This window comes from Paraurantiacibacter namhicola (assembly GCF_001687545.1).
Taxonomy (GTDB): domain Bacteria; phylum Pseudomonadota; class Alphaproteobacteria; order Sphingomonadales; family Sphingomonadaceae; genus Paraurantiacibacter; species Paraurantiacibacter namhicola.
The window spans coordinates 2,533,343-2,556,128 of record NZ_CP016545.1 but is presented as its reverse complement, the minus strand read 5'-3'; the positions used below and the strand labels follow the sequence as shown (position 1 = coordinate 2,556,128).

The following is a 22,786-nucleotide window of genomic DNA, read 5'->3' as shown; positions in this document are numbered from 1 at the left end:
GACGCGCAGGTTACGCTGCGGTCGTTACCGAGGGGTAAAGAGCGTTCTCCGCCGCCATGGCCAGCATGGACCAGGCGTGCCGCTGCGCCACTTCGCGCTGGTCGGCGCCGTATCCTCCGCCCAGTGCGCTGGCGACGGGCAGGCCGCGGCTGCGGCATTCGCGCAGCACGATCCGGTCACGCGCCAAAAGGCCTTCGTCCGAGAGGGCGAGACGCCCGAGCTTGTCGTCGTGATGCGGATCGACGCCCGCCTGGTACAGCACCATGTCGGGCGCGAAATCGTCCAGGATCTCGGGCAGGTGGCGCAGCAGTTCGGCCGCATAGGCGGCATCGTCCACCCCGTCCGGCAGGGCGATATCGCGGTTGGAGCGGGCCTTGCGCACCGGGAAGTTCTTCTCCGCATGCATGGAGAAGGTGAAGATGTCCTCCCGCATGGCGGTGAGGCTGGCCGTCCCGTCACCCTGATGCACGTCCAGGTCGACGACCAGCACGCGGCGCGCATGGCCTTCCGCGATCAGGCGGTTCGATGCGACGGCAAGGTCATTGTAAACGCAATACCCTGCGCCCGTATCGTACAGAGCATGATGGCTGCCCGCGGCGGAATTAGCGGCGTAGCCATGGGCCTGCGCCAGCCGCGCTGCCAGGAAGGTGCCGCCGTTGGTGTGCGCGACACGGCTGGCGATATGCGGCGTGACGGGAAAGCCGATGCGCCGCTCCTTGTCCTGCGGGACCTGTGCAGCAAAGACCTGCGCGACATATTCGGGGTCATGCACCTGCTCCAGCCATTCGCGCGGCATGGGATCGGGTGCATGCTCGATCAGCGGGTAACCGCTCTCGCGAAGCGCCACCATGACCAGCGCATATTTGTCGAACTTGAATGTGCCGCGCTTGGGCTGCGGCGCCATGTAATCGGCGTGGTGGACGACGTGAAGCAGGGCGCGCCTCAGTCCCGCGCGGCGTAATCTTCAAGCGCGGCGAAGATCGCATCCTCGCTGCGGCTGGCGGCATTGCGCCATGCCCTTGCGTCTTGCGGGGTGTTTAGCAGTCTGCCGCCCGGGCCGATCACCAGGACGCTGGGCGTGCCTTCGATATCCGCAACGCCGTACCGCGCGGCGAGGTCGAGATTGCGCCCGCGCCCGTCCTGCGGAGTGCCGACGTCGATATAGACCACGTCGAACTCGTCCGCGATCAGCTGCTGGAAGCGCGGCATCTCCAGCCATCCTGCCAGCGCGCGGCTGTCGTGGCACCAGTCCGCGCCGAACACCGCGAGCACGCTGCGGCCCGGCTCCAGCGCGGCAACCCGCGCGTCCAGATCGGCCGCAGCCTGCGCCTCGGCAACATCCTGATCGTAAGGCGCCGCATCGGGCAATTCCGCGTGGTGAGAAGCGGTCGCGCAGCCGGGAAGAAGCGGGAACGACAGCAGCAGGCCCAGCGCCGCAAGACGCCTCATTCGGCGGCCTCGGTCGCTTCGCCGGCATCGCTCATATCGGCTTCGATCTCGGCGGCCTTCTTCTCGACCAGCCCGACGATGTGATCCAGCATGTCGTCGCTTTCGACATGGTGGTCGGTCACGCCGGACAGGTAGACCATGTGCTTGCCCGCGCCGCCGCCGGTGATGCCGATATCCGTCTCGCGCGCTTCACCCGGCCCATTGACCACGCAGCCCAGGACAGAGAGCGAAAGCGGCGTCTTGATATGCTGCAGCCGCTCTTCCAGCGCCTGCACGGTGCGGATCACATCGAAACCCTGGCGCGAGCAGCTGGGGCAGGAGACGACGCGCACACCGCGCGTGCGCAGGCCCAGCGCCTTCAGGATCTCGAACCCGACGCGCACTTCCTCTTCCGGTTCTGCCGACAGGCTGACGCGGATCGTGTCGCCGATCCCGGCCCACAGCATGTTGCCTATGCCGATGGAGGATTTGACCGCCCCGCCGATCAGGCCGCCAGCCTCGGTGATTCCAAGGTGCAGCGGGCAGTCCACGGTCTCTGCCAGTCCGTGATAGGCGGCAACCGCCAGGAAGACGTCGCTCGCCTTCACCGCTACCTTGAATTCATGGAAGTCGTGGTCCTGCAGCAGCTTGATATGGTCGAGCGCGCTTTCCACCAGAGCCTCGGGGCAGGGCTCGCCGTATTTCTCCAGCAGGTCCTTTTCCAGCGACCCGGCATTCACGCCGATGCGGATGGCGCAGCCATTGGCCTTGGCCGCGCGGACCACTTCGGCAACCCGCTCCGACGATCCGATATTGCCCGGATTGATGCGCAGGCAGGCCGCACCCTTGTCGGCCGCTTCCAGCGCGCGCTTGTAGTGGAAATGGATGTCCGCAACGATCGGCACTTCGGCCCCGCGCGTAATCTTGTCGAAGTTCTCGGTCGCCTCCGCCGTGGGGCAGGACACACGGATGATATCCGCGCCTGCATCCTCGCACCGGCGGATCTGGTCCAGCGTTGCGGCCACATCCTCCGTCGGCGTGTTGGTCATGGTCTGGACGGAGATGGGGGCATCGCCACCCACCGGGACCTTGCCCACCATGATCTGGCGGGACTTGCGACGGTCGATCATGCGCCAGGGGCGGATCGCGGAAATGCTGTCAGCGGACATGGCCGTGCATATAGGCCGCGCTGCATGAAGGGGCAATGACAGCGCGCCGATACGCGCTGCCGACGCTTGCAATCAGAAGCGGCTGCTGACCCCGATGGACACCATGTCGATATTGCCGCCCGTGCGGCTGCGGGTGTCCGTGGTGAAAACTGCCGGGGTCCCGTCGAAGAAAGTTTCGGTACGCGTAATGGGGCCGGATTCCATCCAGATATGTGCGTATGCCAAATTCACTTCCATGTGATCGGTCAGCTTGTAAGTCGCGCCCGCGCTCAGCCAGGTGCGGTCGCCGTCCGGAACACGCGTGGTTCGGAAGCCATCCTGTGTTGGCGTGGCATCGAACATCGTCCCGGTGCGAAGCGTCAGGCGTTCCGAAACATCGTATTCGCCGCCGACTGCGACAGACCAGCTGTCCTTGTAGTTCTGGGTGTTCACCGCGTCGTCGAGACCGAGTGGTTCGAGCCGGATTTCCTCGAAATCGCTCCAGTCATACCAGCGCGCAGTGGCATAAAGACGGCCCGGTCCGCCATTGTCGTAGGCCAGGCTGAGCGTCGCAATATCCGGCAGGTTCAGGTCGGCATCGACGCTGGTGGCGACATTCGCGCCCGCCAGTGGCCCGGTCAGCCCGGTGACGACGAAATCGCCTTCCAGCTCGTGCTTCATTTCGTTGCGGTAATGCAGGCCTGCGCGCAGCGCGCCTGACTTCAGGAAAATGCCGGCATTCCACGACATGGAAATGTCGTCACCCGTCACATCGAGGAACCCGTCAGGATCGCCGGGCAAGAAACCGGGCACTGCGCTGGTCAGGTGGACCTTCGCATACTGGATATCCACCCCGCCGCCGATCGAGACATTGTCACTGAGCTTGTAGGCCACGCTGGGCTGCACGTTCAGGGTGAAGAGTTCGGACCGCCGGGAATCGTACCGGCCGAAAAAATCCTCATCGTATTCCGCCATCAGGCCATAAGGGCTGAATACGGCCAGGCCGAGCCATAGCCGGTCGTCGACCTGGTAGCTGGCATAGGATGACGGCACGACCAGTGGCTGCGGGAACGGTGTGCCGCCGCCATTGCCAGTGATGCCGGGCGTGGACGCGCTGCCGGGCACGGTGCGGAAGCTGCCGCGGTTTTCATGGTTGGTGGTCACGAAGATGGCATGCACGTTCGCGTCCAGGTTCAGCCCTTCCAGCTCGGTCATCGCGGCAGGGTTGAAGAACACCGTCGCCGCGCTGTCCGCAGCGGCGGCATCACCCGAATAGGCGCGGCCCGTTTCCTTGGCCGATTGTTCCTGGATGTAATACCCGCCCGCCATTGCCGGCGCATGGACCGAGAACAGGGCAGCGGCCGCGGCAATCCGCACGGCGAAAGAGGTTGGCTTTTCCATGCATGCTGTTTCGCCCAAAAGTGTAAAGATTTCCAACACTGCTTTTGAAGATTGCCAAGTTTTCAGACCTCTTTTTCGGTTAACATGACAAAAGTGTGTCCATTCCGGATCAAGTGAGGCCTTAATCGAAGCGGTGACGAGGCCGCATTCGTCACCTATGCCTTGCGCCATGATAAATCCGCAGGATGCGCTGGAACTGGACGGCCCGATGCTTTTCGGGCGCGTGCTCGATGGCAAGGGCGGCGCCAGGCCGATCACATGGGACGAAGCCAGCCGGTGGGAGCCGCAGGCCGAAGGCGAGGTGCTGTGGGTGCATCTGTGCCGCAACCGGCCCGGTGTGCAGGAGTGGTTCGAAGAGGTTCGCAAGGTGCCCGAGCCGACGGCCGAACTCCTGGTCAGCAATGCCAGCCGGCCGCGGGCTTTCCGCGAGGGCGGGACGCTGGTCGGAACGCTGCGCGGCATCAACTTCAACCCCGGTGCGGAACCAGAAGACATGGTCAGCATGCAGCTGTGGTGCGACGGCGCGCGGCTGGTGACGCTGCGCCGACTGAAGCTGCAGACCCCGCGCGATGTGCTGGCCAAGATCGACGCGGGGCGCGGGCCGACCGATGCTGGCGCGCTGATTACGCACCTGACCGAATTGATGATTGCCCGGATGAACCAGGCGATTGTCGACATGAACGATTTCATCGACGACTGCGAAGCGGCAGACCCGGATGACAATGCGGAGGAGCTGCTCGACAAGATCAGCGACATTCGCCGCAACTGCCTGGGCCTTAAACGCCATATGGGACCGCAGCACGTGGCACTGGAAGCCATAGCACGCGACGCCCCTGCATGGTTCGAAGACCACGACCGGCGCGAAATCGCCGAAAGTATCGACCGGCTGCGGCGGTATCTCGATGATATCGATGTCAGCAAGGAAAGCGCCGTCGTGCTGCAGGACGAATTGCGCGCCCGCGCACTGGCACGCAGCGAGCGCACCAATTACGTCCTGACAGTGGTCGCTGCGGTGTTCCTGCCGCTCGGCTTCCTGACCGGGCTGCTGGGCATCAATGTGGGCGGCATACCCGGCGTGGAGGACCAGGATGCGTTCTGGATCGTTGTCGGGCTGTGCGGGCTGGTGTTCCTTGGCCAGCTGCTGCTGTTCTGGAGATGGCGATGGTTGTGAGAAGATGGATTGCCTGCGGGTCACTTGTCCTGCTCGCGTCCTGTACGGCGACGATGGATGAACCGCAGAGTGCGGGGCCAGAGGCTGCGGAGCCAGCTGCGAGCGATAGTGGGCCAAGCGCGCAGGGGGACATCCCGCCGCCGATTTCCATCCCTCCTCCTCCTAAAAAGCTTCGGTCCCTTCCGCTCGCGGTGGCGGACGAGAAATCCGTCTCTGCCAACGATGCCGCCATGTATCGGCTGGCTTTCCGTGTCCTTTTGGGTGTGGCCAATCCGCCCGATGGCATGGCGCTGTGCGTATCCATCGGGCGCGATCCCGGCAGCAATACCGCTTACGATCCGCCGGCCGAGCTGATCGCGCGCCTCACGCCGCCGCTTCATGCGGCCTATCCCGCGTCGCAATGCGTGATGGACACGCGCCCTGTCATCGCACGGGGCGGGGAGCAGGCGCAGTGGTATCATGTGTGGGTCAAGCAGCAGCGGGGCGATGGCAGCCGCCTGCTCGTGCTCGTGCATATCTACGGGAACCTGGGCTCCCACGCATGGGAAAGCGTTGCAACGCCGGTGGATGGAGGTTGGCAGGTGAGCCAGCAGACCTTGGTCGCGATTTCCTAGCCGCGGTTCCGACCCGGCAGGCCGAGCTCGAACAGCCATTCATCATCGCGGTGCTTGCCGACCCAGAAGTCGATATCCGCGACATGGGTGAAGCCATGCCGCTGGTAGAAGCGCTGAGCCCCCGTGTTCTCGCTGAAGACGGACAGCTGCACGGCATCGGCGCCCCATTCATGTGCCGCGGTGACAGCATCCGCCAGCAGGCGCGAACCCAGGCCCATGCCGGTTGCGTCGGCCGCGCAGTATAGCTGGCTTAATGTGGCGGGGCGGGCCGGGTGCGGCTGTGGCCGTTCGGCAAATCCTTCGCCAAGGTGTGTGACGCTGTAGGCCAGCAATGCGCCGTCACGTTCGGCCAGCATTACCCGCGAATTGTCGCGCGCGATCTCGCCGCGATAAGCGTCGATGGAGCGGGCCTGTGCGAAGAAGCTCGCCAGGTCTTCCGGATCGTACAGGTGGCCGAACTTCGCATCGAATGCGGCGCGCGCAAACGGGGCGAGGGTTTCGGCATCCTCGATGCAAGCGGGGCGCAGGATGGTAGCCATCCCGCGCCCCTATTGCTTCTGGTCGATGGGCAATAGCGCCCTTCGACCAGCGTCTTTCAATTGGCCGATCACGCGCCCGGGGGCAGCGGATCATCCTTCTTCACTTTCGTGGAGCGGGTCGCCGTAGGGGCCGGCGTGGCGCCGCTGCCGGCTTCCCACTTTTCCAGCTGGCGACCGGCCCACTCGCGTCCGCCGAGGCCGAAGGCCAGGGCCCCTGCAACGGCGCCGCCGATCACGATGGCGCTGAAGGCCGTCTCGGTGATGATCTCGCCCACACCCGTGAAGCTGAGCCCCATGAAGGTGAACAGCACGATGGTCGCCCATTTCACGATCGTCGCCGCCGTGCTGGTGCCGTCCGTGCCGGAAAGCACGCGCGCCAGCATGTTGGCGATCAGGAAGCCGAAGCCGATAACCACGGCGCCGAAGATCACCCGGCTGCCGAGCGCCAGGACCTCGTTGAGGATGGCGGTCAGTTCCGGGAAGGCCAGCAACCGGGTGGCAGCAATCGCGAAGAACAGGATGATCGCAATCTGCGCGACGCGGGCAATGATGCTGGAGGCGTGCGTGCCGTCAGGCAGCAGCCCGCTTTCGGACAGCGAACGGTCCACGCCGAAGCCGCTCATCAGCTCCTTCAGGATGTTCACCACGAACTTGCTGATGACATAGCCGATGCCCAGCAGGATGGCGGCAGCGATGATGCGCGGGATGGCATCGAAGATCAGCTGCAGCATGTTGCTGGCAGGTGCGGAGATGCTCTCGATATTCAGGATGTTGAGAGCCGCGATGCCAACGAGCAGGGCGATCAGCGCATAGACGATCGTGCCGATGGTCTTGCTGATGGCCGAATTGCCGGTCACCGTTTCCATGCCGCCGCGGTTTGCCCAGCGATCGAGGTCCAGCGTCTGGAGGATCGTCACGACCAGGTCCCTGACGATCTTGGCGACCATCAGGCCAACGAACAGCATCAGGCCCGCGCCCAGCAGATTGGGCACGAAGTCCATGACATTGGTCAGCAGCGTGTCGATTGGTCCGGCAATGGCGTTGAGTTCGAATACCTGCAGGATGCCGAGCAGGCCGATCAGCCAGATCAGCAGGCCGACGATCTTGCCAAGCGATTCACCCAGCGTGCTGCCGCTGGAGGTATCGCGCCGCAGGAAGGCGACGTTGTCCACCAGCTTGGCAAAGGCCCATTTCGCGCCCTTGGCGAGTAGCCATGTGGCGATGAGGATAGCGACGGCCCAGCCGATCTTGACCAGCACCTCCATCGCCAGTTCCTGGTCAAATTGCATGTTTCCCATTTTCACTCCCCTGATTTGCGGGCGTTGTCCGCGCGCTTTCTTGGCTGCTTCTGGCGGGTTCGCGGGTGCGACCCTCGCAGCTTCCGGGAAAATCTAACAGTTCGGGAGGGATAAAGCCAATTTATCGGCCTGCGCTGTGGAATTCATGCCAGCGCGCGGCGATGCGGCCGAGCCTTGCCAGCACGGCCTCGCCCTCCGGCTGCACGCCTTCATGCGTTTCGTTTGCGCGGAAATAGCCTGTCAGGACGAGCGGTGTGGCCCCGGACGGGGTAAGCACCGCGATGTCGACATAGAGGCTGCCAATGCCCGGCCACAGGGACGTGCCGGTCTTGTTGGCGGCCTGCCAGACCTCGGGGAGGCCCGCCCGGATACGCCGGGTCCCGGTGGTCGTCTCCGCCATCCAGCCGAGCAAGGTGGCGCGGCTTTCGGGCGCCAGCACATCGCCGGTCGCAATCTTCGCCAGCGTCTGAGCCATTGCCCGCGGGGTGGTCGTATCGCGCGGGTCGCCTGCCGGCGCGTTGTTGAGCTGCGGCTCGGTGCGGTCCAGCCGGCTCGTCTCGTCCCCCAGTTCGCGCCAAAAGGCGGTTACAGCTTCCGGCCCGCCAAGCCTGCCAAGCAGCACATTCGCCGCCGTATTGTCCGAGGCGACCTGCACCGCGCGGGCCAGTTCTGCCAGCGTCGCGCCAGTGCCCAGCCTGTCCATGGTGAAGGGCGAATTGCCGAGCATCGCCGTCTCTTCCCAGGCCATCTGTTCGGACAGGTCCAGCGTCCCATTGTCCGCCCCCGCCAGCACCATGGCCGCGAGCGACGTCTTGAAGCTGGAGCAATGGCCGAAACGCTCATCCAGCCGGTGGCCAAGGAGCGCGCCACTCGCCGTATCGAGCAGGCATGCGCCCAGCGTGCCGCCCGAGGTCTGCTCCAGCGCGGCAATCTCTACAGCCACGTCGAAAGCCGGGCGCCCGGCCGGCGGTGACGCATCGGCGGTGGCATTGTCACGGCACGCAGCCAGCGCCAGCATTGCGGTGCCGGATGCGAGGACAGTGCGGCGGTCGGCGATCATAGCGCGCGCGCCATGCACATGCTGAATTCGTCGGACACGTAATCGCCGAAGGGCTCGCATTCGGCAAAGCCGTTTGCCGCATAGAGCCGGTGGGCGGCGGCAAACTCTGCCGGTCGTCCGGTTTCCAGTCCGATCCAGTTCATGCCCCGGGCCTGCGCCTCTGCCAGCAGGAAGTCCAGCATTGCGCGGCCCGCACCGGTGCCGCGAAAATCCGGAGCTGCCCGCATGCTCTTGAGTTCGCCGCATTTGTCGCCAAGATCCTTCAACGCGCCCACCACGGCCAGCTCGCTGCCGTCCCAGCCGCTGTAGAATGTCACGTCCGGCTCTCGCAGCCGCTCGGCCGGCATGGCGTGGACTTTGCAGGCGGGCGACCAGCGATGCATTTCATCGAGGTGCAATTGCAGCAGCGCCAGCACGGCGTCCGCCGTCAGGTCGTCGCGGCGGAAGGCCAGCGCGCTCAAGCGAACTTGTCCGCCTTGCGCTTGCCGAAGCGCATGCCCTGTTCCAGGTGCGCGCGCAGCGCTGCGTAGAAGGCTTCCAGGAAGGCGCGCTCGTCGCCGCTGCCCGCTTCCCAGCCGAGCTTGCGGCAGATGGCTTCCATCACCTCGCGCAGCGCCTCCGGGCGGTCTTCGCGCAGCACGCGTTCCAGCACCTGCAATTCGTGCTCGCCGTAAATCGAAAGCTCCGCTTCGCCGAAGCGGTAATTGTGCAGTTCGGGCTGGGCCTCTGCATCGATGCGCAGGCTTAGCGCCTCCTCCAGCTTTGCGCGCGGAGCCTCCACCACCCAGGTCCCCGCCACAAGGTCGCCCGCGCGAAGATTGTCGCGGTTGAAGAAGGGGAACAGCACGAACACGGCCAGCCAGACGAAGGTCGCGCCGCCCATTGCCCCTTCGGAAGCGCCTCCGCCCAAGAGGAAAGTGGTCGGCAGGAAAACCTCCGCATCGCGCATCAGGTTTCGCGCCAGCACCGCTTCTGCGGTCAGCTTGCCCCCGGTGCGGCCCCCGCGTGCGGCCACCCGTATCCCCAGTGCCCGCTTGCCCGGCGTCGCGCCGCGCGGCCCCAGTTCGAAGAACAGGAAATATCCATAGCGCAGCAGGAAGAAGAACAGGATCGCCACGACCAGCAGGAATTCAATAGCCGGTGGCGGCGTTTCCAGGAAACCCAGTCCGCCGAAGAAGATCGAAGCGATGATGAGTGCCGCGATCATGATAGTGAAGAGCAGCGCAAGGTCCAGCAGCAGCGCACCAGCCCGCGCCCCGCGGCTCGCCAGCATGACGGGCAGCGCAATCCCCTCCGGCGTCAGCATCGTGCGCTGGCGCTTCGCCGCTGAAGCATCGCGTTTCAGGGCCATCGCACTCATGACGCGGCCCTCCGCCGGAAGAGGTAGAAATACACCAGCCAGAAGGTGAGCATGCCGCCGCCCACGGCAAAGCGGCCCTCCACCGATCCCACCAGCTGGCGCGGATAGGCTTCCAGCAGCCCGGCCAGCACCATCATGATGACGACGCCTGCCATCACCACCGCTGCGCGCCTGCCGCTCTCTGACAGCGCCTGCATCACGGAGCGGTCGCCGGGGAAGGTCATGCTACGCCCGACATGCAAGCCCGCCGCGCCCGAAAGCAGGATGGCGTAGAATTCGGTGGAGCCGTGCACGAATAGCCATGCGGTGAATTCCACCGGAAGTCCGCCCTGCTGGAATACCCACCACATCGCGCCCAGTAGCGCGGTATTGTACACCAGCAGCAGGACGGTCGGCACGCCAAAGCAGAAGCCCAGCGCAAAGGCCATGATCGCCACGCCCGCATTGTTGGAAAACAGGCTGGCGGCAAAAACGCCGAGCCCATTCGCACTTTCTTCCGTGGCCAGGGTCGCCAGCAGATCTTCCCGGCTGGCGCCAGGGCGACGCTGGTCCGCGAACTGCCCGGGGACGAGCGAATAATACCAGTCCGAATTGCGCGCGACGAGGAAGTAACCGACCAGCGTGCCCACCACCATCACGGCGAGGGCGATACAGGTCTCCAGCCACAGGGCGCGCACGGCCGCGCTCCACCCGCCGCCGAAGAATTGCCGCAGCCAGCCGAACAGGCCCACGCGCGGCCCATGCACCTGGAACCACGCCCGCCGGACAAGGCTCTCCAGGTAAGCCAGCGTGGCGGCATCCAGCGTGGTCTCGCGCGCCACGGCCAGGCTCGACGCGGCCTGCCGGTACAGCACCGGCAGGTCCAGCAGGTCTGCATCCGATATGCCGCCGGGGCGGTTCTTCTCCAGCCGGGTGACAATGGCCTCCAGCCGCTCCCAATCGGTCTGGCGTTCCAGCCGGAACCGGTCGGAGCGCAGGCTGGCGGCCTCGATGGCCGGCATTTCGGGCGGCTCTGCCTTGCGGAAGAAGGGGAGGGTCGGAAGCGCCATCAGCCGATGAGCTCCCGCCGCTTGGTCGCCATGTAACGATCGAGCAGCGCGTAGGTGATCGCATGATACGGCGCCTCGATCACGTCCACGCCCAGGTGCCGCAGGCGTGTGAGCACGATGGCGCGCTGCCGGGCGAGGCTGTCAGCCGTCACCGCGCCTGCCACATCGCCGACGGTATCCGGCTCCGCGCCGGAGAAGCCTTCCAGCTCCGCATCCTCCATCGCCACGAACAGCACCACGTGGCGGCGCACCAGCCGCTCCACGCTTTCCACCATCATTTCCGCGCTGGTGGAGTCCGAAAAGTCGGAGAACAGCACCACCAGGCTGCGGCGTTTCAGGTTTGCCGCGAGCGTGGCAAGCGCCAGCGTGTAATTCGGCTCCCCGGCCGAGTAGTCGAGCTGGGCTGCGGCCTGCTGCAGGCGGTGGAAATGGCGCGGGTCGGTCACGAAGGGCGTGGAGAGCTGCGGCCGTGCGTCGAAGCCGAACAGCGACACGCGGTCACCGCCCTTCAGCGCGACATAGGCGCTGGTCAGCGCCGCGGTGATGGCCCGGTCAAGGCGCGGGAGGCCTTCCAGATCTTCGCTCATCGCCGCGCCGCAATCGAAGGCGAAGACAATCTGGTTGTCGCGCTCCGCCTCGTTCTCGCGCGCCAGCAGCTGCACGTGGCGGGCGCTGGCATTCCAGTCGATCCGGCGCCGGTCCATGCCGGGTTCGTACTCGGTCAGGCTTTCGAACTGCGTCCCGTCACCGCGGATGCGCTTGGCCACCAGGCCGAACTGCGCATCGCGCAGATAGGTCTGCAGCAGCGGGCTGCGGACGGGCGAGAGGTCCGGCCAGATCCGCACCTCGCGGTCTTCCAGCGCGGAGCGGAACTGGCGGTGCGCCAGGCCGAGCGGGCCGCGCCAGCGGATCCAGATCGCCTCCACCGGTGCGACGCCGCGCTGCGACGGTGACAAGGCCAGCGACGTTTCCCAAGCGTCACCTTCACCGGCGCGCTCCATCTGCCCGCCGACGGAGCCGCTGTCATCCAGCCTGGCATCCACCGCCACGGAAGTCTCCGGCGCGCCGATTGGTGCGCGCGCGCCGATGCGTGCAGAGACGGCGAGGGCCAGGTCCTGCCCCACCTCGGCATCGTCCGGCAGGTGCATGTGCCATTCCCGCAGCGGCCCGGCCAGGAAGGCGTCCAGCGCGGCCAGCGCCAGCAGCACCACGGCGGCCATGGGCACGGCCGTCCATGCCTGCGGGGCGAGCGCGGCCACGAGCACTGCGGCCGGCGCTGCCAGCACGATCAGGCCCAGGGTCAGGCCGGTAGGGACGAAAGGCGCGCGCATGGCTTAGCGGGGTGCCTCGACCTCTTCGATCATGCCTTCGACCAGCTGTTCGACCTGGCGCCCTTCGATCTCTGCAGCGGGGCTCAGCAGCAGGCGGTGGCGCAGGACATTGGTGGCCAGCGCCTTCACATCGTCCGGCAACACGTAATCGCGGCCCTGCAGCGCGGCGCGGGCGCGCCCGGCATTGGCCAGCAGCACGGCGGCGCGCGGGCTGGCACCGGCGGAAAGGTCCGCATTCTCGCGCGTCGCGCGCACCAGGCCCACGGCATAGTCGATGACTTCCTGCGCGATGGTGACTTCGGCAATGGCATCCTGCGCCTCGCCGATCCGCTTGGCATCGGCCACCTGCGTCACGCCGTGATCTTCGGGCTTCGGCATGCCGCTGCGCTGCGCGAAGCGGCTGACAATGGCGGCTTCCTCCTCGGCAGAGGGGTAAGGGACCAGCAGCTTGAACAGGAACCGGTCCAGCTGCGCTTCGGGCAGGGGATACACGCCCTGGTTCTCGATGGGGTTCTGGGTGGCCACCACCATGAAGCGTTCGGGCAGGTCGTGGCTTTCGCCATCCAGCGTGACGCGGCGTTCCTGCATCGCTTCCAGCAGGGCGGCCTGCGTCTTGGGCGGCGTGCGGTTGATCTCGTCCGCCAGCAGCAGTTCGGTGAACACGGCGCCGCGCGTCAGGGTGAATTGGCTGGTCTGGAAGTTGAACAGGTTGGAGCCGAGGATGTCGCCCGGCAGCAGGTCCGGCGTGAACTGGATACGGCCAAAGTCCATGCCCGTGGCGCGGGCGAAGCACTGGGCGAGGAAGGTCTTGGCCGTGCCCGGAGCGCCTTCCAGCAGCACGTGGCCGCGGGCCACCAGTGCCACCAGCAGGTGTTCCACCGTGTCTTCCTGTCCCACGATAGCCTTGCCGATCTCGGCCCGGATCGCGTCCGCCATCTGGCGCGTCTCGTCCAGTGTCATGGTCATCGCCTGATTGTCCTTTCGATGTCTTTCAATGCGCGTGCACCGCGCAGCAATTCGCGTGGATTGTCGGCAGATCTCATGAAATTTGCCGCCTCGATAAAGCTCATACCCGGTGCCCGGCGGGCCAGCGCCGTCTCGATCGCCTGCGCGCGCGCCTCCGGCTGCGCCGTGCGGATGCCCAGCGCGCGGGCGATGCGGGCGCCCATCAGATTGGCGTAGGGATCGCCCAGCAGGTGGAAGCGCCGCGTACGCTCGAGCAGGGCAGCGCCATTGCCGACCAGCTGCGACTTGCCCAGCGTCGTCGCATCGCCTGCCAGCATGGGCGGACCATAGCGGCGGAAGGCTCGCCAGCCGATCACCAGCGCTGCCAGCAGCAGGCACAGGGTCGCGGCCAGGAAAGGCGGCGTGAAAGCCATGGTCAGCAAATTGTCCGCCTGCCCGTATCCCGGCACGACCATGTCGAAGACGATGGGGATATCCGCTCCGTCTACCGTGGCATCGATCAGCGCCATGGCGGCGCGCGCGCGGTCCTCGTCTGCCAGCCCATAATTGTTGAGCAGGTCCGGCTCAGCCACGATGACGACGGGATAGAATGCCTCGTCATCGTCGTAATAATATTCGTCTGTCGTTACCACGATGTCCGGTGGTGCGGTGGCGGTCTCGCCGGCCCGATCTTCGGGCTCTGTTTCACGCGCAGCCTCGGCGCTGGCAGCAAGTGCGAATGCGTCCAGTCCCTCGTTCTCCGAATCTGTCGAATATCCGACCAGCATCCTCCCTTCGTCATCGGCGATGACCGGGACAAGGTCGGCAGAATTCATCCACTGCGCAGGGTATTGCGGCAGCGTGCCTGCCATGCCGAAGCCGGAATAGCCTGGCGGCGCAGGCTCGCTCTCCTCCTCCTCATCCATGGCGTCTTCGGTCTGCCGGACAATCAGCGCGCGCTGCGTATCCTCTTCGTCCGGGGAGCGGCCGTACAATTCGATGCGGGCGGTTTCGAACTCTTCCAGCCAGCCGGGGCCCATCTGGCCGTAAAGCCGCACCCATCCGTTCGGCGGGTCGTCCTGCCCGGGCAGGCCGGACGCGCGGAAGGCGTACCATTTCGGCAGGATCACGATAGTGGGACCGCGCCAGCGGCGGTCCTCTATGATCTGTGTCAGCCGCTCCCCGTCGGAGAAAGCCTCCGGCGTCAGGACCAGCAGGGCATCGTCATTGAACTTCGATTCGCTGCGCGACAATTCGGCATCGTAACCGCGCGCCTCCGTCAGCTTTACCAATGCAGAGAAGCCCTGCAGCCCGTCGGCAGCGGCGTGGGCCGTGCCGGCCTGCTCGTCCGATCCGTCCCAGCCGCGCGCGATGGCATAAAGCAGCAGCAGGAAGGCGGCGGAGCCGACCAGCACCATCGCCAGGATGCTGCGCGTGGTGAAAGGATTGCCGCCGCGCGCCATCAGCCTGCCGCCGCCAGCTTGCGCGGGGCCGCTTCCATCGGATCGGCCAATGCGAATTCGGAATAAGCGTCGCGCGCGGCCTGCCAATCGTCGGAGGTCAGCTTGCGCAGCGCGAAATAGCTGCGTTCGACCCGTTCGGCGATCGTGCCGAAGGCGGCCCGTGCGGCGACGGAGAGGGCGGGCAGGGCGGCAATTTCGCGGGCCGTGGAGGACGCCTCCACGCTGCCGGGCCGCGCGTCGGAAATCTGCCGGACGGAGCGCAGCAGCAGCAGGTGCGTCGCCTCGTCATAACGGCCATCCAGCGCCAGCCGGTCGGCATCTTCCAGCAGCGCCAGCGCTTCCCCGCGCTGCGGCACCCAGGCTGGTTCGGCTTCGGTCTCGGTATCGCCTCTCGCCCGTCTATCCTCGATCGCCGGCATGACGATTTTCCAGATCAGCCAGGCGGCAAATGCGGCAGCGAGTATCGTCGCCAGCACGATGGTCAGCGTGCTGTTGGTCACGAAGAAATTGAAGATGGCTGCGAAGAAATCCCCAATCGCGCGCAGGATGGGGTCGTACCAGCGTTCCACATCGGGCGGGGCGACATATTCGGGCAGCGGTTCGAACTGGATCGCCTCATCCGCGCGCACTTCGCGCCACGCATCGGAAAAGCCTTCCGCTGCGCCCCCGTCTTCAATGGCTGACCCCGATCCCGTCGTCACACCAGAGGTGGTGGCATGGACGCGCACGGGCCGCAAGCAAACTTGCCCCCGAAATCGAGTCTCCTGTCAGCTGCCGATGGCGCCGCGTCTGCGGGCGAGGGGATAAGTGCCCAGCATGCGCACTTCGCGCGTGTGGAAAGCCAGTTCTTCCAATGCGCGATCGACTGCGGGGTCGCCGCCATATTCCTTCGGCGCGCCGATGATGTCCGCATAGAACATGGTGGCCGAGAAATTCGCCCCGTCCTGGTAGCTTTCCAGCTTGGTCATGTTCACGCCGTTGGTCGCGAAGCCGCCCAGCGCCTTGTACAGCGCGGCGGGAATATTCTTCACCTTGAAGACAAAGGTGGTCATCGCCTGCGCGGGATCGATGGCATCGGGCGCAACGCCTTCGCGCGCCAGCACGACAAAGCGCGTGGTGTTGTCAGCTGCGTCCTCCACCCGCTCTTCCACGATCTTCAAGTCGTAGAGATCTGCCGCCAGGGCGGGCGCGATGGCGGCAAATTGCGGCTCGCCGCGCTCCGCCACATAGGCCGCCGCGCCTGCCGTGTCGGCATGGCTTAACGGCACGATCCCGCGCTCGCGCAGGAAATTGCGCGACTGGCCCAGCGCCTGCGGATGGGAATAGGCCGCCTCGAAGGGTCCATCGCCCAGACCCATCAGGGCATGGGTAATCGGCATGAAATGCTCGGCCACGATCTTCAGCCCGCTGCCCGGCAGCAGGAAATGGATGTCCGCCACGCGGCCATGCTGCGAATTTTCGATCGGGATGATGGCGCTGCCGCACTTGCCGGCGGTCACGGCATCCATCGCGTCCTCGAAGCTGAAGCAGGGCAGCGGCAGGCATTCCGGCTCCCACTCCAGCGCTGCGCGGTGCGAATTGGCCCCGGGCGCACCCTGGAATGCCACCGCGCGATCGGGGCTTTCGGCCGCAGCCTGTGACATGGTCGCGACCAGTGCGCGGGCGGGCGCAGCGAAGGATGAAGCAGCGGACGACATGGGAACAGCGCGGTAATGCCCGCGTTCCAAGGCGGCAAGGACAAGCTGCACGCATTGCACGCCCGTATCGCGCTACGCCCTTGCACCGCGCCGCGCCCGATACTAGAGCGGCGCGCAATACTAAGGCTCACACAAGCAATGGCGGAATCGCTGGTCTCATGAACGATCGCACAAACACCATTTTCGGCTGGGTGCTTTTCTCCGGCGTTGTCGCGCTGGGCCTCAGCGCCATCTCCACCCGCGTTTTCCACGCTGATAGCAGCGAAGCGCCAGAAACGTTCGGTTATCCGATCGAAGGCGTCTCCACTGGCGAAGAAGAAGATGCGGGCCCCTCGCTCGCCACGCTGCTGGCCACCGGCAGTGCCGATGCAGGCGAAGCCGTTTTCGCCAAGTGCACCGCGTGCCACACCATCGCGCAGGGCGGCGCGGCCGGTATCGGCCCCAATCTCTACGCCATCATGGGCAAGCCCATCGGCAAGCATGCGGCAGGCTTCGCTTACAGCTCCGCTCTGTCCGGCCATGGCGGCGACTGGACTTATGAGAACATGGACGCCTGGCTGAAGGCACCCAATGGCTTTGCCAGCGGCACGAAGATGAGCTTTGCCGGCCTTTCCAAGCCGGAAGACCGCGCCAATGTCATCCTTTATATGCGCGCCAATGGCGGCGGCCCGCCGCTGCCCGAACCCGAAGCGGAAGAAGCCGCCCCGGCCGAAGGTGAAGTGGACGGCGCAGGCGAAGGCCCCGGCGGCGTCGAGGGCGCGGAAGCCAATTCCGTCGAAGCAGCCGGTGCCATGGGCGCCCCGCAGCCTGTACCGGGCAGCGGCGCAGCGGCCAGCAACAGCGGCGGCGCCAAGATCGGCGACTGATCGCCGGAAAGCTTACGGCCTTCGGGCCATGAAGACGCCGCCCCTCACCGGGCGGCGTTTTTGTTTGCGGTGAAGATAGCGCGCCGCCTCAGCCGCGGCCCTTGAAACCCTGCGCCACGACATACCACTCGCTCGATCCCTTGCGGCTGGCGGGCGGCTTGGCGTGTTTCACGGTCTTGAAGTGGTGTTTCAGCAGCGTCAGCAAGTCCTTGTCCGTCCCGCCAGCGAGAACCTTGGCGACGAACGCGCCGCCTTCTTCAAGCGTTTCCACGGCAAACCACGCGGCGGCTTCCACCAGCCCCATGGTGCGCAGGTGATCGGTCTGTTTGTGGCCCACCGTGTTGGCGGCCATGTCGCTCAGCACCAGGTCGGGCGGACCATCGAGCGCGGCTTCCAGCGCGGCAGGTGCCTCGTCCGCCATGAAGTCCATCTGCAGGATGGTCACGCCCTCTATGGCGTCCGTTTCCAGCAGGTCGATACCCACGATACCAGCCTTCGGGATGGTCTTGCGGACCACCTGAGCCCAGCCGCCCGGCGCGATGCCAAGGTCGACCACGCGCTTCACGCCGCGCAGCAGGCCGAATTTCTCGTCCAGGCCCAGCAGCTTGTAAGCCGCGCGGCTGCGATAGCCCTCGGCCTTCGCCTGCTTGGCGTAAGGATCGTTCAGTTGTCGCTCCAGCCAGCGGATGGAGCTGGCCGAACGCTTCTTGCCGGTGCGCACGCGCCGGTCGGCATCCTTGCCCGATCTTGACATTAAATGTTCTCCGTTCCGCGCTTCAGCGCAGCCCGGTTGGCCGCACCTTCGCTGTCGGCGCTCATCATGGAGCGTAATATGCCTTCGCGAATGCCGCGGTCGGCCACGCCCAGCCGTGGGGCGGGCCAGATGTCCAGGATCGATTCCAGGATGGCGCAGCCGGCCACCACCAGGCCGGCCCGGTCGCGCCCGATGCAGGGAAACTCGCTGCGCCCGTCCGCGTCCAGCTGGGATAATTCAGCGGCGATATTGCGCATGTTGATGGACGGCACGATCAGCCCGTCCACCGCCTGCCGATCGTATTGAGGCAGCTCCAGGTGGACGCTGGCTAGCGTTGTTACTGTGCCACTGGTCCCAAGCAGGCGCAGGTCGGGCGAGCGGTGCGGGCCGATGCGCTCGGCAAATTCGGCAAAGCTTTCATCGACCAGCCGCCGCATTTCGGCATAGCGGGCCAGCCGCGCTTCGCGGTCATCGCTGTCCGCTTCCGCGCCCACGGTCTCTGTCAGGGACACGACGCCCCACGGAACGCTCTGCCAGTCGATGATGCGCGGCACGGGGCCGCCCGGTTCGATCAGCACCAGTTCGGTCGATCCGCCGCCGATGTCGAAGATCATGGCCGGCCCCAGCCCGTCCTCCAGCAGGATGTGGCAGCCCAGCACGGCGAGGCGGGCTTCCTCCTCGGCGGAGATGATGTCCAGCCTTATGCCGGTTTCGCGTTGCACGCGCTCGATGAACGCCTCGCCATTGCTGGCACGGCGGCAGGCCTCGGTCGCAACGGAGCGGGCGAGGTGGACATTGCGCCGCTTCAGCTTGTCGGCGCAGATCTTCAGCGCGCCGACCGCGCGGTCCATCGCCTCGTCCGACAAGCGGCCCGATTGCGCCAGGCCCTGGCCCAGCCGGCACACGCGGCTGAACGCATCGATCACCACGAAGTTTTCCTGCGTGGGCCGGGCGATCAGCAGGCGGCAGTTGTTGGTGCCAAGATCGATGGCGGCATAGGCCTGCCGGTAATGGCTGTGGGGCGGGCGGCGCCAGAGCCTCTCATCGGGCTGGGCCTTGCCGTCGGCGGCGCCTGAATCGGCCTGGGCCACGCCCGGCCTTGCAGCGGGCGGCCGCTTCTTGTCCTTCCGGCCTGCCTTGGGCAGCCCGTCCGGCGGATCATGTTCCGCCATACGCGATCTTTCCATTCTTTCCGACCCGCGCATGCCGCGCGGGGACCTGCCGGCGATGCTAGCGAAGGGACCGGCACGGGGCAAGGAGCCGCTGGCAGCCGCGCCAGCACGCTTGACGACTCGCACGCACCTGCCTAAGTGCGCGGACCTTCCGGCAGGAGCCGCCCATCCGGGCCGCAATGCCGACTGGTGCCCCGTCGTCTAATGGTAAGACTACGGACTCTGACTCCGTCAATTGAGGTTCGAATCCTCACGGGGCATCCATTCTCCATCCCAGAAAAATGCAGCCTTGCCCGTGCGCGGCGGGGCGCTTACGGGCCGTTCCATGACAGATAAGACTGATAAGACACAGGCGCCCGCAAATCCGGGCAAGGATCGCGATATCGACGATCGCAAGTTCTACCCCGCAAAGCAGGAAGCCGATTTCGCGGACCAGGTGGTCCCGGTCACGCCGCAGACGCAGCATCCCGCTTACAAGCTGGCCTTCCGCGACACCGACTTCATGCTGCGGGACGAATTGCGCCCCGTGCGTTTCCAGCTGGAATTGCTGAAGCCCGAAATGCTGCTGGACGAGGCGCGTGTCGGCTCCACGCTGGTGATGTACGGTTCTGCCCGTATTCCTTCGCCCGAAGCGGCGGACGAGGTGCTGGCCAAGGCCGAGAAGCTGCCCGAGGACGAGGCCCGCATCGCGCGCAGCCTGGCAGCCAAGGCAAAGTATTACGGCGAAGCACAGAAGCTGGCCCGCATGGTCAGCGAGAAGGCCATTGTCGAGAACGGGAAGCGGCAGTTCGTCGTGTGCTCCGGCGGCGGCCCCTCCATCATGGAAGCGGCCAATCGCGGGGCGAGCGATGCAGGCGCGGAAAGCATCGGCCTCAACATCGTGCTGCCGCATGAACAAGCGCCGAATTCCTACGTCACGCCCTATCTGGCGCTGAACTTCCACTATTTCGCGCTGCGCAAGATGCACTTCCTGCTGCGTGCCCGCGCAGTGGCGGTGTTCCCGGGCGGCTTCGGGACGTTCGACGAGCTGTTCGAGCTGCTGACCCTGATCCAGACCGGCAAGATGAAGCCGATCCCGATCATGCTGTTCGGCAAGGATTTCTGGAGCCGCGTGGTCGATTTCGATGCGATTGCGGAAGAAGGAACGATCTCGCGCAAGGACCTCGACCTGTTCCACTGGTGCGAGACCGCGGACGAGGCGTGGGAGCACATCCGCGACTTCTATGACCTGACGGAAAACGGCCAGCCCGCAGGCTGATCAGCAATACGGGCGCGCTCGCTCAGCCACGGCCCACGCGGTTGTGGCCGAGCGGGCCGTTGCCCTTGCCAAATCCCGGCGCCGCCTCGATGGCCTGGCGCACGAACTTTCGGCTGAGCTCCACGGCGTGGCGCAGGTCCTGCCCGTGACCCAGCAGGGTGGCGATGGCGGCCGACATGGTGCAGCCCGTTCCATGCGTATGCGGCGTGTCGATCCGCTCTCCTTCCCACTCGGCGACTGCGTCATGGGGGAAGACCAGCCGGTCCACCATCAGATCGTCCGCCGAATGTCCGCCCTTGGCCAGCACGGCGCAGCCATGCTTGCGGGCGATGGCCAGCGCAGCTTCGATCACGTCCTGCCCGGTGGGGCATGAATGGCCCGCCAGCGCCTCGAGTTCCGGCAGGTTCGGGGTCACAACCTCTGCGCGCGTCAGCCACCGCTCGAAGCTGGCAATGGTCGCCTCGTCAGCCAGCGATGCGCCGCTGGTGGCCACCATGACGGGATCGAAGACGACCGGCCCTTCGAAGCCTTCCAAAGCGCCGAGCACCGCCTCGGCAATCTCCGGCGAGCCGAGCATGCCGATCTTCACGGCGTCGGCCCCGATGTCCTGGAGGCAGGCGGTGACCTGCGCGGCCACCATGCCTGGTTCCAGAAGGGCAATCTTGTGAACGCCGGTGGTATCCTGCGCAGTGACGGCGGTGATGGCCGTCATGGCGTAACCGCCCAGCACGGTGATGGTCTTGGTATCGGCCTGGATGCCAGCGCCGCCAGAGCTGTCGGACCCCGCTATCGAGAGGATGCGCGGCTGGATCGGCTTTTCCTGCGAACTCACTCCGCCGCCTGCCTGACGCTGTCACAGATCCGTCCGACGACGGCCTTTACCTGTCCCTCGTCGTCGCCTTCCGCCATCACGCGGATGACAGGCTCCGTGCCGCTGGGGCGGATGACCAGGCGGCCCTTGCCGGACAGCTCGGCCTCTGCGTCGGCAATGCACGCTTTCACGGCCGCGTCCTCAAGCGGCTTCCCGCCGGAGAAGCGGACGTTTTCGAGCAGCTGCGGGACGGGATCGAACTGGTGGAGAAGTTCGCTGGCCGGCTTCCCGGCGCGCACCATTGCGGCCAGCACCTGCAGCGCGGCAATCGTGCCGTCGCCGGTGGTGGCATGGTCCAGCAGGATCATATGGCCGGACTGCTCGCCGCCCACATTGTAGCCGCCGGCCCGCATCCGCTCCAGCACGTGCCGGTCGCCCACCTTGGTGCGCTCCAGCGTCAGGCCCTGGCCTTGCAGGAAGCGTTCGAGGCCCAGATTGCTCATCACCGTGGCGACCACGCCCTCGCCGGTCAGCGTGCCGCGCGATTTCATCCGCGTGCCAATCAGCGCCATGATCTGGTCGCCATCGACCGTCTGGCCTTTCTCGTCGACCACGATCAGGCGGTCCGCATCGCCGTCCAGGGCAATGCCGATATCGGCGCCTTCTTCCAGCACCCGCGCCTTCACGGCGTCGAGCGATGTGGAGCCGACGCCGTCGTTGATATTGGTGCCATTCGGGGTGACGCCGATGGCGATGACGTCCCCGCCCAGCTCCCAGATGGCCGTCGGGGCAACCTGGTATGCCGCGCCGTGGGCGCAATCGACCACCACCTTCAGCCCGTCGAAGCGCATGTCCTCGCCCACGCTGCCTTTCACGGCGTGGATGTAGCGGCCGCGCGCATCGTCGATCCGGCGGGCGCGGCCGATGCCGCCGCCCTGTGCCAGCGGGATTTCCCCGCCCCCCATCAGCGCCTCGATTGCCTCCTCATCCGCGTCGGACAGTTTGAAGCCATCGGGGCCAAACAGCTTGATGCCATTGTCGGCATAGGGGTTGTGGCTGGCGGAGATCATCACGCCGATGTCCGCCCGCATCTCGCGCGTCAGCAGGGCGATGGCGGGGGTGGGCAGGGGGCCGGTCATGATCACGTCCATGCCCACGCTGGTGAAGCCTGCGACCAGCGCGGTCTCCATCATGTAGCCCGAAAGCCGCGTATCCTTGCCGATCACCACGCGGTGGCGATGGTCCCCGCGCACGAAATGTGCGCCGGCCGCCTGGCCCACCTTCATGGCCGTCGATGGCTTCAGCAGGTCCGCATTGGCGCGCCCGCGAATACCGTCCGTTCCGAAGAATTTACGTCCCATGCTGCCCCTATGGTCTGGCGCCTGATTGCAAGCGGCTTGTGGCGCGGTTAAGCGCGGAAG

23 protein-coding genes and 1 tRNA gene are annotated in these 22,786 nt (G+C 65.9%); 5 read left to right on the top strand and 19 right to left on the bottom strand.

The annotated features are described in order from the left end of the window. Positions 1–10: 10 nt before the first annotated feature. The 4 genes from A6F65_RS12450 to A6F65_RS12435 form a co-directional block, all read right to left on the bottom strand. Complete coding sequence (locus tag A6F65_RS12450) at positions 11–904, bottom strand: histone deacetylase family protein (RefSeq protein WP_205631879.1); 894 nt, start codon at positions 902–904, stop codon at positions 11–13. Between the two features lie 38 nt (positions 905–942). After that, a complete protein-coding gene (locus tag A6F65_RS12445; RefSeq protein ID WP_067789462.1) occupies positions 943–1,449 on the bottom strand; it encodes a thioredoxin family protein in 507 nt (168 codons plus the stop codon). Then, a complete protein-coding gene (gene ispG / locus A6F65_RS12440; RefSeq protein ID WP_067790673.1) occupies positions 1,446–2,582 on the bottom strand; it encodes a flavodoxin-dependent (E)-4-hydroxy-3-methylbut-2-enyl-diphosphate synthase in 1,137 nt (378 codons plus the stop codon). Before ispG ends, A6F65_RS12445 begins: the two co-directional genes overlap by 4 nt. Positions 2,583–2,669: 87 nt before the next feature. Beyond that, positions 2,670–3,977, bottom strand: coding sequence for an OmpP1/FadL family transporter (locus tag A6F65_RS12435; RefSeq protein ID WP_067789459.1), 1,308 nt, complete (start codon positions 3,975–3,977; stop codon positions 2,670–2,672). Positions 3,978–4,146: 169 nt separating this feature from the next. Here A6F65_RS12435 and A6F65_RS12430 point away from each other — a divergent pair, with 169 nt between their 5' ends. Continuing rightward, positions 4,147–5,148, top strand: coding sequence for a zinc transporter ZntB (locus tag A6F65_RS12430; RefSeq protein WP_067789456.1), 1,002 nt, complete (start codon positions 4,147–4,149; stop codon positions 5,146–5,148). A 191-nt stretch (positions 5,149–5,339) separates the two neighbouring features. Continuing rightward, entirely contained in the window at positions 5,340–5,762 is a 423-nt protein-coding gene (locus A6F65_RS12425) for a hypothetical protein (protein WP_067789454.1), read from the top strand. Here the strand turns inward: A6F65_RS12425 and A6F65_RS12420 are convergent. The 11 genes from A6F65_RS12420 to A6F65_RS12370 form a co-directional block, all read right to left on the bottom strand. After that, positions 5,759–6,301: a GNAT family N-acetyltransferase gene (locus A6F65_RS12420; RefSeq protein ID WP_067789451.1), complete on the bottom strand. Its 543-nt coding sequence runs from the start codon at positions 6,299–6,301 to the stop codon at positions 5,759–5,761. The two genes, A6F65_RS12425 and A6F65_RS12420, sit on opposite strands and share 4 nt — an antisense overlap. 68 nt (positions 6,302–6,369) lie before the next feature. After that, entirely contained in the window at positions 6,370–7,599 is a 1,230-nt protein-coding gene (locus A6F65_RS12415) for a mechanosensitive ion channel (RefSeq protein ID WP_237164829.1), read from the bottom strand. A gap of 121 nt (positions 7,600–7,720) precedes the next feature. Continuing rightward, positions 7,721–8,659: a class A beta-lactamase gene (gene bla, locus A6F65_RS12410; RefSeq protein ID WP_067789444.1), complete on the bottom strand. Its 939-nt coding sequence runs from the start codon at positions 8,657–8,659 to the stop codon at positions 7,721–7,723. Beyond that, positions 8,656–9,120: a GNAT family N-acetyltransferase gene (locus A6F65_RS12405; RefSeq protein WP_067789442.1), complete on the bottom strand. Its 465-nt coding sequence runs from the start codon at positions 9,118–9,120 to the stop codon at positions 8,656–8,658. The genes bla and A6F65_RS12405 overlap by 4 nt, the downstream gene beginning before the upstream one ends. Beyond that, positions 9,117–10,019: an RDD family protein gene (locus A6F65_RS12400; RefSeq protein WP_067789440.1), complete on the bottom strand. Its 903-nt coding sequence runs from the start codon at positions 10,017–10,019 to the stop codon at positions 9,117–9,119. The genes A6F65_RS12405 and A6F65_RS12400 overlap by 4 nt, the downstream gene beginning before the upstream one ends. Continuing rightward, a complete protein-coding gene (locus A6F65_RS12395) occupies positions 10,016–11,068 on the bottom strand; it encodes a stage II sporulation protein M (protein ID WP_067789437.1) in 1,053 nt (350 codons plus the stop codon). The genes A6F65_RS12400 and A6F65_RS12395 overlap by 4 nt, the downstream gene beginning before the upstream one ends. After that, positions 11,068–12,399 (bottom strand): DUF58 domain-containing protein, encoded by a 1,332-nt coding sequence (locus tag A6F65_RS12390; RefSeq protein ID WP_067789434.1) that lies wholly within the window; start codon positions 12,397–12,399, stop codon positions 11,068–11,070. The genes A6F65_RS12395 and A6F65_RS12390 overlap by 1 nt, the downstream gene beginning before the upstream one ends. Positions 12,400–12,402: 3 nt before the next feature. After that, positions 12,403–13,365 carry an AAA family ATPase gene (locus tag A6F65_RS12385; RefSeq protein WP_418303108.1) on the bottom strand — a complete coding sequence of 321 codons (963 nt, stop codon included), beginning with the start codon at positions 13,363–13,365 and terminating at the stop codon, positions 12,403–12,405. Then, entirely contained in the window at positions 13,362–14,807 is a 1,446-nt protein-coding gene (locus A6F65_RS12380; protein ID WP_067789427.1) for a hypothetical protein, read from the bottom strand. The genes A6F65_RS12385 and A6F65_RS12380 overlap by 4 nt, the downstream gene beginning before the upstream one ends. Continuing rightward, the gene (locus tag A6F65_RS12375; protein ID WP_067790670.1) at positions 14,807–15,508 is read right to left on the bottom strand and encodes a hypothetical protein; all 702 of its coding nucleotides are present in this window, start codon (positions 15,506–15,508) and stop codon (positions 14,807–14,809) included. Before A6F65_RS12375 ends, A6F65_RS12380 begins: the two co-directional genes overlap by 1 nt. A 66-nt stretch (positions 15,509–15,574) precedes the next feature. Beyond that, a complete protein-coding gene (locus A6F65_RS12370) occupies positions 15,575–16,504 on the bottom strand; it encodes a prephenate dehydratase (RefSeq protein ID WP_067790666.1) in 930 nt (309 codons plus the stop codon). Between the two features lie 158 nt (positions 16,505–16,662). Here A6F65_RS12370 and A6F65_RS12365 point away from each other — a divergent pair, with 158 nt between their 5' ends. Further along, positions 16,663–17,370, top strand: a complete 708-nt coding sequence (locus A6F65_RS12365; RefSeq protein ID WP_067789425.1) for a c-type cytochrome — start codon at positions 16,663–16,665, stop codon at positions 17,368–17,370. Positions 17,371–17,458: 88 nt separating this feature from the next. On the opposite strand, the gene A6F65_RS12360 is transcribed toward A6F65_RS12365, so the two are convergent. Together A6F65_RS12360 and A6F65_RS12355 are read right to left on the bottom strand one after the other, a co-directional pair. Further along, a complete protein-coding gene (locus A6F65_RS12360; protein WP_067789423.1) occupies positions 17,459–18,124 on the bottom strand; it encodes an RlmE family RNA methyltransferase in 666 nt (221 codons plus the stop codon). After that, on the bottom strand, positions 18,124–19,311 hold the full coding sequence (locus tag A6F65_RS12355; protein ID WP_237164828.1) for a Ppx/GppA phosphatase family protein: 1,188 nt from the start codon (positions 19,309–19,311) through the stop codon (positions 18,124–18,126). Before A6F65_RS12355 ends, A6F65_RS12360 begins: the two co-directional genes overlap by 1 nt. 175 nt (positions 19,312–19,486) lie before the next feature. Between A6F65_RS12355 and A6F65_RS12350 the strand changes: the two genes are divergently transcribed. Next, positions 19,487–19,560 (top strand) — tRNA-Gln (locus A6F65_RS12350). 61 nt (positions 19,561–19,621) lie between these two features. After that, positions 19,622–20,554 (top strand): LOG family protein, encoded by a 933-nt coding sequence (locus A6F65_RS12345; protein ID WP_067789418.1) that lies wholly within the window; start codon positions 19,622–19,624, stop codon positions 20,552–20,554. Positions 20,555–20,576: 22 nt separating this feature from the next. On the opposite strand, the gene thiD is transcribed toward A6F65_RS12345, so the two are convergent. Together thiD and glmM are read right to left on the bottom strand one after the other, a co-directional pair. Further along, the gene (gene thiD, locus A6F65_RS12340) at positions 20,577–21,386 is read right to left on the bottom strand and encodes a bifunctional hydroxymethylpyrimidine kinase/phosphomethylpyrimidine kinase (RefSeq protein WP_083989540.1); all 810 of its coding nucleotides are present in this window, start codon (positions 21,384–21,386) and stop codon (positions 20,577–20,579) included. Further along, entirely contained in the window at positions 21,383–22,726 is a 1,344-nt protein-coding gene (glmM, locus tag A6F65_RS12335) for a phosphoglucosamine mutase (protein ID WP_067789414.1), read from the bottom strand. Before glmM ends, thiD begins: the two co-directional genes overlap by 4 nt. Positions 22,727–22,786: the final 60 nt, after the last annotated feature.

Excerpts from the sequence above, each read along its gene's own strand:
- A6F65_RS12445 (WP_067789462.1), bottom strand. The coding sequence starts at position 1,449 with ATGAGGCGTCTTGCGGCGCTGGGCCTGCTGCTGTCGTTCCCGCTTCTT.
- A6F65_RS12435 (WP_067789459.1), bottom strand. The coding sequence starts at position 3,977 with ATGGAAAAGCCAACCTCTTTCGCCGTGCGGATTGCCGCGGCCGCTGCC.
- A6F65_RS12355 (WP_237164828.1), bottom strand. The coding sequence starts at position 19,311 with ATGGAAAGATCGCGTATGGCGGAACATGATCCGCCGGACGGGCTGCCC.
- A6F65_RS12365 (WP_067789425.1), top strand. The coding sequence starts at position 16,663 with ATGAACGATCGCACAAACACCATTTTCGGCTGGGTGCTTTTCTCCGGC.
- A6F65_RS12395 (WP_067789437.1), bottom strand. The coding sequence starts at position 11,068 with ATGGCGCTTCCGACCCTCCCCTTCTTCCGCAAGGCAGAGCCGCCCGAA.
- glmM (WP_067789414.1), bottom strand. The coding sequence starts at position 22,726 with ATGGGACGTAAATTCTTCGGAACGGACGGTATTCGCGGGCGCGCCAAT.
- A6F65_RS12380 (WP_067789427.1), bottom strand. The coding sequence starts at position 14,807 with ATGGCGCGCGGCGGCAATCCTTTCACCACGCGCAGCATCCTGGCGATG.
- A6F65_RS12415 (WP_237164829.1), bottom strand. The coding sequence starts at position 7,599 with ATGGGAAACATGCAATTTGACCAGGAACTGGCGATGGAGGTGCTGGTC.
- A6F65_RS12430 (WP_067789456.1), top strand. The coding sequence starts at position 4,147 with ATGATAAATCCGCAGGATGCGCTGGAACTGGACGGCCCGATGCTTTTC.
- A6F65_RS12390 (WP_067789434.1), bottom strand. The coding sequence starts at position 12,399 with ATGCGCGCGCCTTTCGTCCCTACCGGCCTGACCCTGGGCCTGATCGTG.
- bla (WP_067789444.1), bottom strand. The coding sequence starts at position 8,659 with ATGATCGCCGACCGCCGCACTGTCCTCGCATCCGGCACCGCAATGCTG.
- A6F65_RS12370 (WP_067790666.1), bottom strand. The coding sequence starts at position 16,504 with ATGTCGTCCGCTGCTTCATCCTTCGCTGCGCCCGCCCGCGCACTGGTC.
- A6F65_RS12345 (WP_067789418.1), top strand. The coding sequence starts at position 19,622 with ATGACAGATAAGACTGATAAGACACAGGCGCCCGCAAATCCGGGCAAG.
- A6F65_RS12420 (WP_067789451.1), bottom strand. The coding sequence starts at position 6,301 with ATGGCTACCATCCTGCGCCCCGCTTGCATCGAGGATGCCGAAACCCTC.
- A6F65_RS12400 (WP_067789440.1), bottom strand. The coding sequence starts at position 10,019 with ATGAGTGCGATGGCCCTGAAACGCGATGCTTCAGCGGCGAAGCGCCAG.
- A6F65_RS12360 (WP_067789423.1), bottom strand. The coding sequence starts at position 18,124 with ATGTCAAGATCGGGCAAGGATGCCGACCGGCGCGTGCGCACCGGCAAG.
- A6F65_RS12385 (WP_418303108.1), bottom strand. The coding sequence starts at position 13,365 with ATGACCATGACACTGGACGAGACGCGCCAGATGGCGGACGCGATCCGG.
- A6F65_RS12450 (WP_205631879.1), bottom strand. The coding sequence starts at position 904 with ATGGCGCCGCAGCCCAAGCGCGGCACATTCAAGTTCGACAAATATGCG.